The organism is Actomonas spartinae (assembly GCF_051209155.1).
GTDB lineage: Bacteria > Verrucomicrobiota > Verrucomicrobiia > Opitutales > Opitutaceae > Actomonas.
Window position 1 is genome coordinate 258,004 of sequence record NZ_JBPJGB010000001.1, and the last position, 14,843, is coordinate 272,846.

Consider the following 14,843-nt stretch of genomic DNA (forward strand, 5'->3'; position numbering starts at 1 on the left):
CGTTCGGAGGTGCGATCGGAAACGCTGTCTAACAGTTGTAGCTGACCGACGGCGCGGCTGGGGAGTTGTCGCGGAGGTGCGAATCTGTCAGTGCGCACCGTATGACTTCGGTAACGCCGGTGCTATTTGTGAGTTTGGATGACGTGGTGGTCGATGTGGCTTCGGGGCTGCGTTACGTGGCCAAAGAGGTGGTTGAGGCGTATGCGGACCGGGAGGAACTGATTCCCGGAATTCACGCGAAACGCGATGCGGTGGAAGGGGCGTTGGACGCGTGTCGGGCGCTGCTGGCGGCGGGCAAGCACGACGTGCGCTTTGTTGCGGCGGTGCCGGCGGAGAGTCCGCTGGCAGCGGCCGGCATCATGGATTGGGTGGCGCGGCACTTGGGCGCTGAGGCGGCCACGCGGCTGGTGCTGCTCAACGACTGGTCGCTGCTGCGCGGGGAGCGTTTGTTGGCGCGGGAGGCGCGCGGGTTTCCGGGCGAGTGGGTGCGCTTTGCCGGATGGGAGGACGCGTTGGGTCGGTTGTTGGGCTGAGCGAGGTGTTGGCGAGGCGCTTGCGCCCGCTTTGCGCCACGGTGGGTGGTGCGTCTCAGCCGAGCGGGGCGAGGAAGGTAACGACGTGCGCGATGTGGTCGGCGACGGGGATGCCGAGGGCGGCGCAGCCGCGTTCGATGACGCTACGATCCACTTTGGCGGCGAAGCTGGGCTCTTTGAATTTTTTGCGCAGCGACTTGGCCTTCATCTCGCCGTAAGGCACCGGGTTCAGTTTCCGGTAGGCGTAGAAGATGCCGCAGAGTTCGTCGCAGGCGAGGAGCGCGGCGGCGAGCCGGGTGCGGGGTTCGGTGGAGTATCCATTGTAGCCATACGCATGGGCCTCGACCGCGTGGATCAGTTCCTCCGGGTAGTCCCACTCGGCGAACCAGGCGAGCGAGGGGCCGGGGTGGGCGTCGGGGTGCAGCTCGTAGTCGAGATCGTGCAGCAGGCCAGTGAGATACCAGAGGTCGGCATCCTCGTCGAAGTGGCCGGCGTAGCCCTCGAGCGCGGTGGCGACCATGAGCGCGTGGTGCCGCTGGTAGTCGTCCTGCACGTGACGTTCGAGCAGGGTCTGGGCGTCGGTGCGGGTGGGGAGCGGCATGGCTTACTTCCGGAAGCCGACTTCCAGCGTGAACCACTGGGCCGGGAGATCGGGCAGGGCGGCGCGGACCTTGGCGAGCTCGGCGGCGGGGCCGTGCACTTCGAGGCGGACGGTGTCGGCGAAGGCGTCGTTTTCCGCGATGAGGTCACCGACGTTTTGCAGATGGTGCAGCAGGCCCTCGGCGTCGACGTAGCCTTCGCGGCAATGGGCCTCGTCGCCGTTGAAGCTGAAGCCGTAGTAGAGCGCCTTGGGCTCGGTCTCGGTGCGGGCCACGAATTTCTGGCAGTGGGCTTTGAAGGCGTCGAGTTGGCCGGACTTGATTTTGAAGTAGGGAACGATGGTGACGCAGGTGTCGGAGGTCATGGGATTTTGATGGTTGAGTTTTGATTGTCGAATGCGGGGAAGGCGCGACTACCAGGTGCGGATGAGGTCGCGGACGAAGCGACCGGAGTCGGTGAGGTCGTTGTCGGTCCAACCCGCGAGGGTTGCGACGTCGGGTTTCAGGATGGCGGCGCCCTCGGCTTTGTTGGACACGGACCAGTTGAGGTGGCTGATGTGGTGTCGGCGCAGGAACTTCATCCAGGCGGCGACGGACTTGCGATCGACGGCACCGTCGCCGTTGGCGTTGACGGTGCCCCATTCGGTCACGAAGAGGGCGATGCCGGCCCGGAGCGCCTTGGTGGCCCGGGAGCGGAGCCGACCTTGGTGCGATCCGGCGTAGAAGTGCAGCGCATAGGCGACGTTGGGATCGGCGAGGGGGTCGGCGGCGGCCTCGTCGACGCGTTGGGACCAGAAGGGGGTGCCGACGATGATGAGGTTGTCCGGGTCGTGAGCGCGGATGGCGGCGATGACGGTCTCGGCGTAGGGTTTGACGGTCTTGGCCCAGGAGACGCGCAGGGGTTCGTTGTAGATTTCGTAGATGACGTGGGGGGAATCGCCGTAGGTTTGGGACATGTCGGCGAAAAAGGCGGCGGCCTCGGCGGCGTGGTCCTCGGCATGGTGATCGTGCCAATCGATGACGACATAGAGGTCCTGGGCGATCGCGGCGTCGACGACGGTCTTGATGCGGGCGCGTTCGGTCGCCGGGTCCTGCAGGTAACCCTCCTCGTGGTGCACGCCGAGCGGGGCGCGCACGATGGTGATGTTCCAGTCGGATTTCAGCCACGCGAGTGTTTCGGCGTTGTAGTATTGGCCCATCCACTGGCTCCAGAAGAGGCTCATGCCGGCGAGGCTCACAGGCTCGCCGTGGACGGAGCCGACGATGCGGTTACCCTCGACCTGGAGACGGCCGTGGCGGGCAACATTATCGGCGGCGGAGAGCGAGGAGATGGAGAGTGCGGCAAGGGCGACGCACAAACAAAGGGCGCGGGCGGGGCGGGGCATGAAGGAGCGATCATGCGATCGTCGCGGCGGCTGAGGCAAGCGAGGCCTCGGGTCGGTGGTGAGTGTTGAGCCGGACTGGAATCCCCATGATCCGTCAGTCCCACGGTCGGAATTGACCTCGGTGTGAAACAGGTTTCACATCGCGGGCATGAAAACGGTTTCGATACGCGATTTGCGGCAGAAGTGGCCGGCGATCGAGCGTGGATTGAAAGGCTCGGAGGGTTTGTTGGTGACGCGTGATTCCAAGCCGGTGGCGCGGCTTCTTCCATTGGAAAACGCGGCCAAAGGGGGCCGCCCTCAGTTTCACGCGAAAGACCAGGTGCAGTGGTTGAAGAAGATCTGGGGGACGACGGAAACCCTACCGTGGGTGGATGCCGCGTTGGCGCAGGACCGCGGCGATGAGTAAGGCGATCTACATCGATACGAGCTGCTGGTTGAAGTTGTTCTTTCCGGAGCCAGAGTCCGCGGCGGTGGCGGAGCTGATTGGGAAAGAGTCGGCGGTCGTGGTTTCCAGTTTGGTGCAGGTGGAAGCGGAGCAGCAGGTCGCCTCGCGGAAAGCGGGGGGCGTTTTCACCGCGGCGCGCCGGCGCAAAGTGCAGCAGGCGATGGGCGATCTTCTCGGCATGGACCCGTTTCAGGCGCAGGCACTGGGGGGCGTGCTCTGGTCCTTGGCTTCCGAGCAAATTGCGCAGGCGAAGGAACCGTGCCGCACGCTGGATAGGCTGCATCTGGCGTCGATGGCTGAGCTGGGCGTGAAGCGGCTGTTGACGAACGACCGGCGCCAAGCAGCGGCGGCACGCGAAATCGGTTTCGAGGTGCTCGTGCCGTTGGGGTGAAGCGCCGACGCTGGAAGCCTCGGCCACGGTGAAAACTCACTCCACCGTGCGCAGTTGCAGGGTGTCGATGATCTTGCCGCGGGCGAGGGCGTTGGTGATGACGACGAGGGTGCGGCCGGGCAGGATCCAGTCGCGGGTTTTGAGCAACTCGAGCGCTTGGCGGATGGTTTCCTCCGGGTCTTCGTGAAACTCGATGAGGAAGGGTTCCACGCCCCAGGGCAGGAGCATTTGCCGGAAGATGTGTTCGACGTCGGTGAAGGCGAAGATGGGCACGCCGCGCGGACGCAGGGCGCCGAGGGTGTAGGCGAGGAAACCGCTGCGGGTGAAGACGACGATGGCGGAGTCGTCGAGGTTTTGCGCGAGCTTGGCGGCGGCGCGCAGCATCTTGGGTTTCGGGTCGTGGAGGACGAGGGAGCGGTTGATCTCCGCGTCGACCGAGGGTTCGATGCTGCGGATGATGTTCTTCATCACCTGCACGGATTCGAGCGGGTATTGGCCGACGGTGGTTTCGCCGGAGAGCATGACGGCGTCGGCCTGCTCGCGAATCGCGTTGGAGACGTCGGAGATCTCGGCGCGGGTCGGCATGGGCGAGGAGATCATGGTCTCGAGCAGGTGGGTGGCGATGATGACGGGTTTGCCGGCGTCGCGGCAGGCGGCGATCATCTGGGTCTGCACGAGGGGCAGGCGGTGGTAGTCGATCTCGATGCCGAGGTCGCCGCGGGCGACCATGACGCCATCGGCTTCGGCGACGATTTCGGCCATGTTGCGCACGCCGGCCTGGTCCTCGATCTTGGCGATGATCTTGGCCTTGGAGCCGAGTTGATCGAGGAAGGCGCGCAGTTGCACGATGTCGGAGCCTTGGCGCACGAAAGAGAGGGCGACGAAGTCGATGCCCGCCTTCACGCCCGCGCGGAGGTCATTCTCGTCCTTGGCGGTGAGGCAGGGCAGGTTGACGAAGACGCCGGGCAGGTTGATGTGGCGTTTGGATCCGACGGTGCCGGGGGTGAGGACCTTGAGGCGAATGCGCTCGGCGTCCTTGGATTCGACCTGCATGCGGATGAGGCCGCTGTCGAGGAGCAGGGTGGTGCCGACGGTCACGTCGGCGGGCAGTCCGGGATAGTTGGTGGTGACCGCCGGGATGTCGCCGGTGGCGGTGGTCGATTCGATGTGAATCTCAAAGAGGTCACCGGTCTTGAGCTCGATGGGGGCCTGCACCTTGCCGGTGCGAATCTCGGGGCCCTTGACGTCCATCATGACACCGACATGGCGATCGACCTCGGTGGAGGCCTCGCGGATGAACCACATGGCGTCGTCGACCCACTGGTGCGTGGCGTGCGCCATGTTGAGGCGCAGGATGTCGACTCCGGCGAGGATGAGCTGGGTGAGCATCTCCTTGGACTCGGTGGCGGGCCCGAGGGTGGCGATGATCTTGGTGTGGTGGTAGGGGCGAGTGGTGGACGTGGCGGAAGGCATGGCCGGGTGGGCGATTGGAAGCATGAACGACGCCAGCCGAACCAGATGGATTTTGGCTGGCGCTGGGCAGTATCTATGTCAGGTGTCGCGCTCCAACCCGATTTCCGCGACGTTTCTCAACCTTTACCGTTATCGATCCATGTCCTCCTCCCTCAACCACCGCACCCAAGCCGAACTCTACATCAAGGGCCTCACCGGCGGCCACATCGACCCCGCCGAAGTGATCGCCTGGGCCGACGAGTTGCTCTGCAACGACCCCAACACGCAGGATTGGATGATCGACATCTCGACCGCCGGTGCCGACGACCGCATGGGCGTGGTGCATCACCTGCATGCGGTGAAGGGCGAGCTCGACGAGGCGGCGCTGGCCGCGGCGCTGAGCGAGCGCGGCTGGGCGTAAGGGTTTCGCGGCCCAACGCTGCGTCTCGACACAAGGTCGCACCGTGGGTGCGGCCGTCCCGATCGATGCGAGATCAAGCTTTTCGTCACCAGCGACTGGGGTTCGCCCTCGCTTGGGCCTGTCTGTGGTTTACGGGGTGCGAAACCGTCGCGCCGCCGCCGCCACGGGTAGACGACCGAGCTCTCGTCGGTGACTGGGCGGGGATGGTCTCCGTGATTGAGGCGGCCAGGGCTTCAGGAATCGCGCCGACCGATCCGATCAAGGTGAGCGCCGCCGCCGAGCTCGTTCTAGCGGTGACGCCCAAGCGCTTGGTGGTCATCCTCGATACGTCCGGAAGCATGCGGAGGTTTGAAAACGATGCGTTCAAGCCTGCGGTGGAGGAGGTGTTCGCGCACCTCACTCGGCGCCGACCGGACTTGGAAGAAGTCTGGGTGCTTGATGCCCAGGGGCGGGAGCTCTACGGGGCGGAGGGTCGACCGAAACATCCCGGTGAACGTGAGCCGCAAAACCTGGTGGAGGTTCTGCAACCGACGGTGGGCTTCAGCGGATCCGATCCGACCGTTGCCTTGGTGAGGGCGCTGAAGGTTCTGGCTGACGAGTCGGGCTCGTTTCGCGAGCCGTGGGATATCGTGATTCTCGGCGACGAATTGTTTATCAAAAACGCGGCGCTCTTTGGTGCGGTGATGAATCTGGAGCTGGGTCAGGCTGCTGACGGGTCGGCAGCAGCGGGCCTGCGCATCCGGCTGCATGTGGTGCAGTTTCCGATTTCAATTTCCGGCGTGGAGCCGTCGACGGGAGCGGCGTTCGCTCAATACGCGGCCGTCCTGACCGCAAAATTTGGCGGGCGGTATTTTCGGGTCTCGGAGTAGTTGAATCCGGGGTCGTGGCGTCGAACGCCACAAGCTCGGTGAGCCCGGTTGAGCGCCTGCCTCGCCCGTCAAACGCACCGGGCTCACCGAGCCCGGCTACAGCGGCGATCGAGCGCGTTCCAGCAATTCACGCAGGCGCGCCTCGTCCGTGGTGCTGGTTTTGGCGACGAAGCCCCGGGCGTGGGCGAAGTGCACGTCAGGCTCGTCGGCAATGCGCGTGAAGTCGAAGGCCGGGTGATCGCGGTGCCGCGACAACCCGTAGCCGGTGCCGCGGCGGTCGGGTGAGACCGTGGCGGTGATCGCGCGGTCGCTGAGCACGGTTTCGATGTAGCGGTCGAGTCCGCCGGAGGGGTCGTCGGGCAACGGCTCGGTGCGCGGGAGAAACAACACGGCCGGACCGGCGTCGCCGAGCGACCAGACAGTGGCGTGTTGCGCGATGAAATCGAGCCGTGCCCGCAGGCCGCGCAGGTAGTCGAGCAGGTCGGCGCCGGTCCAGCGCATCACCTCCCAGAGCGGATCACCGGGCGACAGTTCGGTGGCGGCGGCGAAGCGCCGCAGCAGGGTGCCGTCGAGAGGCGAGTAGAGTTGGTTGATGGCGTCGCGCGGGACGCCGAGGTGGCGGGCGGTGGCGTTGGGTCCGCGGCAATCGAACCACTCGGCGGGTTCCAACCAGTCGCAGAAGGCGCGGGCGTCCTCGTAGAGCCCGAGGTGTTGCAGGACGAGCGAGAGTGCGCAGACCGGCGGATGATCGGCCGGGAACTGGTGATGGTCGAAATTGAGCAGCGCCGGGTCGTGTGCGTCACCGACATCGACCACGGCCAAGGTGGGGTCGGTCAGATCCGCCGGCGTGGGTTCGCGCCGGGTGATCGCGACCCGGGCTTCGGTCGAGGCGAGCAGCACGCAGCAGGCGAGAAACTCGTCTTTGTGGGCACCACCCGGGTGAGTGAGGATGGCAGCAAGGTTCAACATGAGCCGCGCACTGTGAGTGTTTCGCGCGGTCGCGGCGAGAACGGGTTGCGTCTCGCTTCGCGCGCGTCGTTGATCGCCTTCGTCCCGCCATGCATCTCGACGACCTGCTCCATGACCCCGTGACCGATCCGCTGCCGCTTTACCGTTACCGTGACGGCATGGCGGCGATGGACCTGCTGACCGCAGCCATCGTGCACCTCGATCTGTTCACGTGGCTGGCCGACAATGCCGCGACGCTGGGCGCGATCTGCGCGAAGTTTGAGCTGCAGCCGCGACCGGCCGACGTGCTCATGACCCTGTGCAACGCGGTTGGCCTCACCACGAATGCCGGCGGCATGTTTCTGCTCACCTTGCGGGCGCGCGAGCACCTCGTGGGCTCCTCACGGTGGAACCTCGGGCCGTATTTTGCCAACGTGAAGGATCGGCCCTCGACGCTCGCGATGCTCGAGGTGCTGCGCACGGGCAAGCCGGCGCAATTCGGCGGCGGCGCCGATCCCGAAGCGTGGGCGAAGGCGATGGAGCGGCCGGAATTTGCGGCGGCCTTCACGGCGGCGATGGATTGCCGCGGCGTGCTGCTCGGTCCGGCGATGGCGAAACGCATCGACCTCACCGAGCACAACGCGCTGCTCGATGTGGCGGGTGGCTCGGGCATCTATGCGTGCGCGCTGGCAGCGAAGTTTCCGCACCTGCGGGCGGCGGTGCTGGAAAAACCGCCGGTTGACCGGGTGGCGCGCGAGGCCATCGCCAAACGTGGTGCGACCGACCGCGTCGAGGTCATTGCCGGCGACATGCTGGCCGAACGGTGGCCCACCGGCTTCGACGTGCACCTGCTCTCGCACGTGTTGCATGACTGGGATGTGCCGCAGGTGCGTGATCTGCTCGCGAAGTCTTATGCCGCGCTGCCGGAGGGCGGACGGGTGCTGATCCACCAAGCCTTCATCAACACCGAAAAGACCGGTCCCCTGCACGTGGCCGAGTTCTCGGCCTTCATGATGATGATCACGGCCGGCAAATGTTACTCGCTCGGCGAGATGCGTCGTTACCTGGGCGACGCGGGTTTTGTTTGGGAAGGGGTGCACCTGACTGCGGTCGGTCGCAGCGTGATCGTCGCGCGGCGGGAAGTATAGCCGAACTCGTTGCAGGGTTGCCATTTGCAGCTTCTTGGCAGATAGGAATGGTATGATGCTCTCAGCACTCTCCCGGACCTGCGTCGTCGCCGGCCTCACCCTGCTTTTGACGGCCTGCGGCAAGGCACCGACTGAGGCGGCACCTGCCACCGCTACGCCGGCGGCAGACGTGGCGGCGACCGCTTCGCCGGAGCCGGGCCCGGTCGTGGTGCCGGACCTCGCAGCCACCTCGGCGGCGCAACTGGCGCAAACAAGCGCCACCGCGTTGACCCAACTCACGGCGGTGGCCGGCAGCGACCACCCCGCGATGGCAGCCGACATCACGGCGCTACAGTCGGCGCTGGCGGCGGACGACGCACCGGGTGCGCTGGCCAAACTGCAGCAATTGGCCGCCTATGCCAAACAGGTGCCGGGCGCGGATGTCTTGATTGAATCGAGCAAACAGCTGGTGAGTGCCTGGGCGCTGAAACAGGGTTTCGACACCGCGCAGATCGCGCCGGTGCTCAGAGCGTTGCAGAGTCGCGACTACGCGTCGCTTGCCTCGCAGGCCGCGCAGATCGCGGGCGCGGGCGGTTTGACCGATCAGCAGAAAACGCTGCTCAACGGCGTGCTGCAGGCCTACGGCGTCGACGCGAAAGTCGAACAGGCGGTGGAGAAGCTGAAGAATTTGTTCTAAGGTCCGATTCAGGACGGGGGTGTTCGCTCCCCGTCCGCCCCCCTTGCATCGCCGCCCCTTTTCGCCCCGTCCGTGAAAACCTCCAGCATATCCCTGCGCGTCGCCGACTTTCTCAAAAGGTATCCGCCGTTCGAATACTTGAGCGAGTCGGAGCTGCTGGATCTGGCCCACGGCGGCCGGGTGAAGTTTCACGAGGCGGACGAGATCCTGTTCGAGACCGGGCAGGTGCGCGGGCGCTTCGTGTGGATCATTCAACGCGGGATGGTGAACCTCTATCGCCCCACTCCGACGGGTGAGGAGCTCATCGACGTGCGGGTCGAGGGCGACCTGGTCGGGCTCGACTGGGAGGAGCCCGAGGTGGATTACCGCGCGACGGCGCGGGTGGCGCAGGAAAGCATCCTCTACGCGCTGCCGGCGGACTTGTTTCACGCGATCTGTCGGGGCAGCGGCGACGCGAGCGGTTTTTTGTCGGCCTACTTTACGGTCAAGGACGCGGCGCAACGGCCGGTCACGCAGGCGGAGCAGGTGGAGCTGAACGAGAGCGCCTCCAACTGGCTCACCCATGCCGAGGCCCTGCTGGAGCGCGCGGCCAACCGGCTGTTGATCGCGATGCCGGACGAGCGCATCCGCGATGTGGCGTCGCGGTTTGCGCCGGGACTACAGGAGGCGGTGGTGGTGGTCGATGAGGAGACCCGGCCAATCGGGATCGTGACCGAGGCCGATCTCTCGTCCCGAGTGGCGACGGGAGAGGTGCCGGTGGACGAGCCGGTGAGCCGCATCATGACCTCGCCGGTGGTGACCTTGCCCTCGTCCACCCGGGCGGGCGATGTCATCATGACGATGTTGCGGGGCCGGCGGCACCACGTCGTGATCACCGAGGATGGCACCACCCAGAGCCCGGTCGTGGGTATTTTGGGCGAGAAAACGGTGCAGGCGGTGCACGGCAACGTGCCGATCTTTCTCTCCAAGGAGTTTCCCCTGGCCCGCGATGTCGGTGAACTGCGTCGGCTGCGCGACCGCGCGGACGAGTTGTTGCTGCGCTTCATCGAAGGTGAGGCGCCGATCGAGTGGCTGACCAACTTTGTCGCGCAGGTGGACCGCATGTTGACCGACCAGGCCATCGAGTTGGCGCGGGAGAAACTGCGGGAGAAAAAACTGACCGAGCCCGACCTGCCGTGGGCGTGGATCGCCTTGCACTCCGAGGGCCGCAAGGAGCGCCTGCTGCGTTCCGCCCAGCGCACCGGCATCGTGCACGCCGACCCGCCGGGCGGACGGCTCGATGTGCCGGCAAAGTTGTGGTTCAGCGAACTCGCCAACGAAGTCGGCGCGATGCTTTCGATGTGTCGTTTCCCGCTTGATCCCTGGGGGCGCATGGCGAGCAACCCCAAGTGGTGTCGCTCGGTCTCGCAGTGGAGTCAGACCTTCCGCGACTGGGTGCGGCAGCCGGCGGAGAACAACATCGTGGCCCTGACGCCCTTCTTTGATTTGCGGGCGATTGCGGGGGACCGGAGTCTGGTGCGGTCGCTGCGGCAGACCATCAATGATGAGATCGGGGCGTGTCCGGGTTTTGTGCCGTTGCTGGCCAACGACGCGTTGGCGAACCTGCCGCCGGTGACGGTCTTTCGCGACTCGGTGCTCGATGCGCACGGCGACGTCTGGGACACGATCAACACCAAGACGAACATGCTGTCGCCCTTGGTGGACATCGCGCGCGTCTTCGCGCTCGAGCTCGGCTTGGAGGACGCGACGTTCACGCCGGACCGTTTTCGCAAAACCGCGGAACAGTTGCCGGAGTATGCGGGCATCCTGGCGGAGGCGGCGGAGGCCTTTGATCACTCGTTGAAACTGCAAACCCGCGTGGGTTTGAAGCGGGGCGACAACGCCCGCTTGGTGCGGCCGGATGAACTCACCCCGCTTGAGGTGCAGCGCGTGAAGGCCATCTTTCGCACGGTGGGCCGTCTGATGGAAGCGGCGCAGGAACATTTCAACCTCGCCCCCGCGGCTCGCTCCGATGGCTGAGGAGAAGGGTTCCGCCACCGGCGGCTTGCCGCCGGATGAGACGCCGGTTGAAGGCGTGCGGTTTGTCGTGCTCGATTGCGAGACCACCGGCCTCGACCCCAAAAAAGACCGCATCGTGACAATGGGCGCGATCGTGGTGACGGAAGGGGAGATCCGGTTGGACGATCAATTTGAGGCCTTGCTCCAAGTGACCCACAACACCTCGGCGGTGCTGGTGCACGGGGTGACGGCGGAAGAGGCGGCGAAATACGGGGTGGACGAAGCCGAAGCGATGCGGCGCTTCCTGGCCTATCTGGGCGATGGCGTGATCGTGGGCCATCACATCGGCTTCGACGTCGAGGTGATTGACCGCGCCTGTCAGCGCAGCCTGGGCCGCCCACTGCGTAACCGATGGTTGGATACGATGGAACTCACCCTGCACCTCGAGGATGCCGGGGCGTTCGGGGAGGCGGTCGCGCCGTCGGTCTCGGCGCCGCCGTTCCGGGACTTTTCCCTCGACGGGTTGTGCCGGCGTTTTGACGTGCCGCCGCACGACCGCCACACGGCGTCGGGCGACGCCTTTATCACGGCGCAGATCTTTCTGAAACTGCTGCGCCTGGCGGCGCATCACGGACGCACCACGTTGGGAGCGGTGGCCGAGCGCTGGCAGGAAGAACGCATGTAGCCTGCGACCGGTCGATCAGTTGGGCTGGATCGGTTCGAACTCCTTGAACTGCGGGAAGAGTGAACCCGGCACGCGTTGTTCCGGCGGCAGGCCGCGGCTCGTGGGCTCGCCGGTGCGAAATACGGAGCTCGGGTCACCATCGAGTGGGCGGAAGATGCGGCCGGAGCCGGCCTTGGTTATGACATCGGCGGCGAGCGAAACGCGGTGGCCGGCGCCGTCGAGATTCCAGACCATGAAACGGAAGTCCTTGCCCTGGCGTTGCACGGCGAGCTCGAAGTCCCGGGCCGCGGCCGAGGGGTTCAAAGGGATGGCGGCCATGGCGCGGTCGACCGTGGCCATGACCAGATGGTTGCCGGGTTGGAGCGAGAAGGTGAGGGGCTGCGGCGTGGACGGCGCCTCGGCCGAAGCGGGTTCATGCAACGGCGTGAGGGCGATGCCGCTGGCGGCGCGTTGCACGGTGTGAAGGGAGGCGCGGGAGGCGTCGATCGCGACGACTTCGGAGGTGGAAAGGCTGCTGCAACCGGTGAGGCTGAGGGCGGCCGACACGAGACAGAGGACGGCGAACGGATGTCTGGTTTTCATGCGTTGGAGGGGTAGAAGGTGAAGGCCAGAACGGAACGCGTCGGGTCGCGGCGCGAGCCAATGGGACTCCCGACGGAGGGATAGGTTCCGGGGCCGGACGATCAGGGGAGTTGGTAGAGTTCGAGCAGGGTGATTCCCTGGTCCCAAGGCAAACCACGCACGACGACACTGTAGACACCGGGTTGGAGACGCACGAGGGTCGCGGTGTCGAAGCCTTGGTCGGGCAACGGGAAAGCACCGACCGCGGCGGCGGCGGCGCGAATGTCGTCGGCGTCGGAGCCCCCGGTCCAACCGAGCGCGTCGAGCAGGATGGGAGCAGGGCCCGTTGCGACGGGCACGTGATGGTGCAGCGTGAAACGCGGCGAGGGCAAAAAGTCGGTCACGCCGTGCGGGGCGAGGCCGGGACCGACGGCGCGGATGAGCAGGTCGACGGGCCCCTCGTCGCCAACGACGAAGCCGGCGACGAGCACGTTGGATTCTCCCGCGACGTAGCCGCGGTTGGACAGGTTGACGAGTTGGCCGGCGCCGGGCGTTTCATCGGCGTCGTAGAGCTCGAGCAGGACCACGCCCGTGCCGTCGTGTGCTCCGCTGGTGGCGGCGGAGTAGCGGCCCGGGGGCAGGGTGCGCAGCAGACTCGCATCGGCGTCGGCCGGATCGAGCGCGAAGGCGCCGACGCGCGCGGCGGCGTTGGCGATCGCGGCGGGATCGGGGGCGTCGCCCCAGTTGTCATTTTCGGCGAGGGTGAGCGGCGGCGTCGGCGGGGTCTGGGGGCGCTGCAACAGCAGCGCCGGGTCCGTCAGGGTGCCCGGGAAATCGAGGCGGAAGAGCGCCGGACCGACGGCGCGGGCGAGCAGAGTCTTGTCACCGCCGGTGGTGACGAAGCCGACGATCATGGCCTCGTTGCCCCCGCGGTGGAGTCCGCGCACGGAGAGATTGAGGAGACGGCCGCCGCTGATCGGCGGGGCTTCGACGGCGAGCGTGGCGGTCGCCGCGGGTGAAGTGGTTTGGCGAATACGGGCGCGCACGGTGTAGGTCCCGGCGTGGCGCGACTGCACGAGTGGAATGTCCAGCGTGGGACCGGTTTCGTTGGGCAGCACGCGGCCGTTGAGCGACCACTCGTAGCTGAGATCGGTTCGTTCGGTGGGCTCGGCGACCCGGAAGGTGGCGTGGCCGCCGAGTGGCACGGTGGCCGGACCGCTGAGGGCGCCGAGACTGGGCACCTCGGGATCGCTCACGTAGACGTGCAACGGGTCGCTGAATGAGCGGAAGTCAAAGGTGCGCGTATGCAGTTCGTAGATACCGGCGTCGGCGGGTCCGACGTCGGTGAGGGTAAGCCGGGCGGTATTTTGCCCCGGGAGCACCTGACCGTTGCGCAACCACGTGATCTCCGTGGGTGGCGGCTGGGTGTTGAGGCCGACCATCTGACCGTAAAGGTCGAGGGTGGAGCCGGTGTCGAGGTGGCGTTCGCCGAGCAGGTTGTGGGAAGGCGGGTTGTCGTCGCGATGGCCGCGCGCGATGAGTTTGCGGCGCGGCATGGTGGTGCGTTGGCGACCGTCGGCCAGGGTGACCAGGGCATGCAGGACGACGAAGCCGGGGTCCTGCGGCGTGAGGTCGACGTGGAAGGGGTCGGTGTCGGCGGGCGTGACGGAACGCAGGAGGGTGTCGCCCTCGAAGTAGTCGATGCGGGTCCAAGTCGGGTCGGTGGGCGCGATGGTGTAGGTGAGGGTGACGCCGCGTTCGACGGTCGGCCAATCAGGGGTGAGCACCGCGGTGGGCGAAGCTTTGTCGTGGCTGGCGAAAGCGCGGTAGATGTAGGCGAGGCGGCGACTGGGCAACCAGCTCGCGAGCGCGGGGTCGCCGGCGTAGTCGGCATAGAGTGCGAGGGTGGCGAGGCCGGTGAGGTGTTCGTCGCGGGCGACGAGCCAGCCGGACTCGAGGGCGACCGGGGTGAGCGCCGCCGGGGTGGTGGCGGTGAGCGGTGTGCCGAGGGGGTAGCGGAGCCCGGCCATTTCGGCGGCGAAGGGAAGGATCAATTCGAGCGAGTCGACAAGGGCATGGCCGGCGCCTTCCTCCTCGGCCCAGGCCCAGCGGGCGCCGCGCGGGCGGTTTTGGTTGAAGAGCTCGAGGATGGCGTCGCGGCGGTAGGCTTCGTCGGCGCCGCCGGTGATGAGCAGGCCGGGGGTGGCGAGGGCGGCGGCAGAGGGGAGTGGGTTGTTGTAGAAGCCGCCCTTGTTGGCGGCGAAGGCGAGGGTGCGCTCGGGCCAAAGGGCGTTGATGCCGTAGGACATTTGGCCGCCGTTGGACATGCCGAGAGGGAGGATGGGGGCGTGGGTGAGCCAAGGTTGGTCGCTGGCGTCGCCGAGGTAGGAGAACACGTCCTCGAGCGTGTCGACCTGCACGGGGTCGCTGAGGTTGCCCCAGCGGGCGGTGGCCATGAGCGCGAAGTCGAGTTGTTCGGCCAACTCCACCAGCTCGAGATCGTAGGCGCGGGCGCGCTCGTCGGATCCGGCGCCGTTGCCCCAGAGCAGGATGCCGCGCAAGGGGTGCGGTGCGGTGGGGAATTCGCGCGGCACCGTGATGAGGGCCCCGTAACTCCAGTTGGGTTCGACGGTGAAATTGGTGCCGGACATCTGCCACGTGGTGCGCTCGGCGCGGGCGACGAGGCCGGTGAGCAGGAAGATCAGGAGGGCGGGGCGGAGGAGGCTGATCAC

At 66.4% G+C, this 14,843-nt stretch carries 16 protein-coding genes; 9 read left to right on the forward strand and 7 right to left on the reverse strand.

The features are described 5' to 3' along the window. Window positions 1-101 precede the first annotated feature (101 nt). A complete protein-coding gene (locus AC0MRV_RS01040) occupies window positions 102-533 on the forward strand; it encodes a hypothetical protein (protein WP_472762560.1) in 432 nt (143 codons plus the stop codon). A 55-nt stretch (window positions 534-588) separates the two neighbouring features. Here the strand turns inward: AC0MRV_RS01040 and AC0MRV_RS01045 are convergent, their stop codons facing one another. Genes AC0MRV_RS01045 through AC0MRV_RS01055 form a run of 3 tightly spaced genes read right to left on the reverse strand, consistent with a single transcriptional unit; the run spans window position 589 to window position 2,517 of the window. Beyond that, the gene (locus AC0MRV_RS01045; RefSeq protein WP_472762561.1) at window positions 589-1,134 is read right to left on the reverse strand and encodes an HD domain-containing protein; all 546 of its coding nucleotides are present in this window, start codon (window positions 1,132-1,134) and stop codon (window positions 589-591) included. 3 nt (window positions 1,135-1,137) lie between these two features. After that, window positions 1,138-1,497, reverse strand: a complete 360-nt coding sequence (locus tag AC0MRV_RS01050; RefSeq protein ID WP_472762562.1) for a putative quinol monooxygenase — start codon at window positions 1,495-1,497, stop codon at window positions 1,138-1,140. A gap of 48 nt (window positions 1,498-1,545) precedes the next feature. Then, window positions 1,546-2,517, reverse strand: coding sequence for a glycoside hydrolase family 5 protein (locus AC0MRV_RS01055; protein ID WP_472762563.1), 972 nt, complete (start codon window positions 2,515-2,517; stop codon window positions 1,546-1,548). Between the two features lie 148 nt (window positions 2,518-2,665). On the opposite strand from AC0MRV_RS01055, the gene AC0MRV_RS01060 reads away from it, so the two are divergent. Then, window positions 2,666-2,923, forward strand: coding sequence for a type II toxin-antitoxin system Phd/YefM family antitoxin (locus tag AC0MRV_RS01060; protein ID WP_472762564.1), 258 nt, complete (start codon window positions 2,666-2,668; stop codon window positions 2,921-2,923). Next, complete coding sequence (locus AC0MRV_RS01065) at window positions 2,916-3,353, forward strand: type II toxin-antitoxin system VapC family toxin (RefSeq protein ID WP_472762565.1); 438 nt, start codon at window positions 2,916-2,918, stop codon at window positions 3,351-3,353. The genes AC0MRV_RS01060 and AC0MRV_RS01065 overlap by 8 nt, the downstream gene beginning before the upstream one ends. A 36-nt stretch (window positions 3,354-3,389) precedes the next feature. On the opposite strand, the gene pyk is transcribed toward AC0MRV_RS01065, so the two are convergent. Next, a complete protein-coding gene (gene pyk, locus AC0MRV_RS01070) occupies window positions 3,390-4,826 on the reverse strand; it encodes a pyruvate kinase (RefSeq protein WP_472762566.1) in 1,437 nt (478 codons plus the stop codon). A 139-nt stretch (window positions 4,827-4,965) separates the two neighbouring features. Here pyk and AC0MRV_RS01075 point away from each other — a divergent pair, with 139 nt between their 5' ends. Continuing rightward, entirely contained in the window at window positions 4,966-5,226 is a 261-nt protein-coding gene (locus AC0MRV_RS01075) for a hypothetical protein (protein ID WP_472762567.1), read from the forward strand. A gap of 203 nt (window positions 5,227-5,429) precedes the next feature. Then, on the forward strand, window positions 5,430-6,095 hold the full coding sequence (locus tag AC0MRV_RS01080) for a hypothetical protein (RefSeq protein WP_472762568.1): 666 nt from the start codon (window positions 5,430-5,432) through the stop codon (window positions 6,093-6,095). 96 nt (window positions 6,096-6,191) lie between these two features. Here the strand turns inward: AC0MRV_RS01080 and AC0MRV_RS01085 are convergent, their stop codons facing one another. Next, a complete protein-coding gene (locus tag AC0MRV_RS01085) occupies window positions 6,192-7,064 on the reverse strand; it encodes an MYG1 family protein (RefSeq protein ID WP_472762569.1) in 873 nt (290 codons plus the stop codon). Between the two features lie 89 nt (window positions 7,065-7,153). Between AC0MRV_RS01085 and AC0MRV_RS01090 the strand changes: the two genes are divergently transcribed. The 4 genes from AC0MRV_RS01090 to AC0MRV_RS01105 all read left to right on the forward strand — a co-directional run bounded on the left by AC0MRV_RS01090 (window position 7,154) and on the right by AC0MRV_RS01105 (window position 11,550). Then, on the forward strand, window positions 7,154-8,191 hold the full coding sequence (locus AC0MRV_RS01090) for a methyltransferase (RefSeq protein WP_472762570.1): 1,038 nt from the start codon (window positions 7,154-7,156) through the stop codon (window positions 8,189-8,191). A 52-nt stretch (window positions 8,192-8,243) separates the two neighbouring features. Next, window positions 8,244-8,867, forward strand: coding sequence for a hypothetical protein (locus tag AC0MRV_RS01095; RefSeq protein WP_472762571.1), 624 nt, complete (start codon window positions 8,244-8,246; stop codon window positions 8,865-8,867). Window positions 8,868-8,939: 72 nt separating this feature from the next. Continuing rightward, window positions 8,940-10,886 (forward strand): DUF294 nucleotidyltransferase-like domain-containing protein, encoded by a 1,947-nt coding sequence (locus tag AC0MRV_RS01100; protein WP_472762572.1) that lies wholly within the window; start codon window positions 8,940-8,942, stop codon window positions 10,884-10,886. Further along, on the forward strand, window positions 10,879-11,550 hold the full coding sequence (locus AC0MRV_RS01105; protein WP_472762573.1) for a 3'-5' exonuclease: 672 nt from the start codon (window positions 10,879-10,881) through the stop codon (window positions 11,548-11,550). The genes AC0MRV_RS01100 and AC0MRV_RS01105 overlap by 8 nt, the downstream gene beginning before the upstream one ends. Before the next feature lie 15 nt (window positions 11,551-11,565). Here the strand turns inward: AC0MRV_RS01105 and AC0MRV_RS01110 are convergent, their stop codons facing one another. Both AC0MRV_RS01110 and AC0MRV_RS01115 read right to left on the reverse strand, forming a co-directional pair. Then, complete coding sequence (locus AC0MRV_RS01110) at window positions 11,566-12,132, reverse strand: hypothetical protein (protein WP_472762574.1); 567 nt, start codon at window positions 12,130-12,132, stop codon at window positions 11,566-11,568. A gap of 101 nt (window positions 12,133-12,233) precedes the next feature. Beyond that, the gene (locus tag AC0MRV_RS01115; RefSeq protein ID WP_472762575.1) at window positions 12,234-14,843 is read right to left on the reverse strand and encodes an immunoglobulin domain-containing family protein; all 2,610 of its coding nucleotides are present in this window, start codon (window positions 14,841-14,843) and stop codon (window positions 12,234-12,236) included.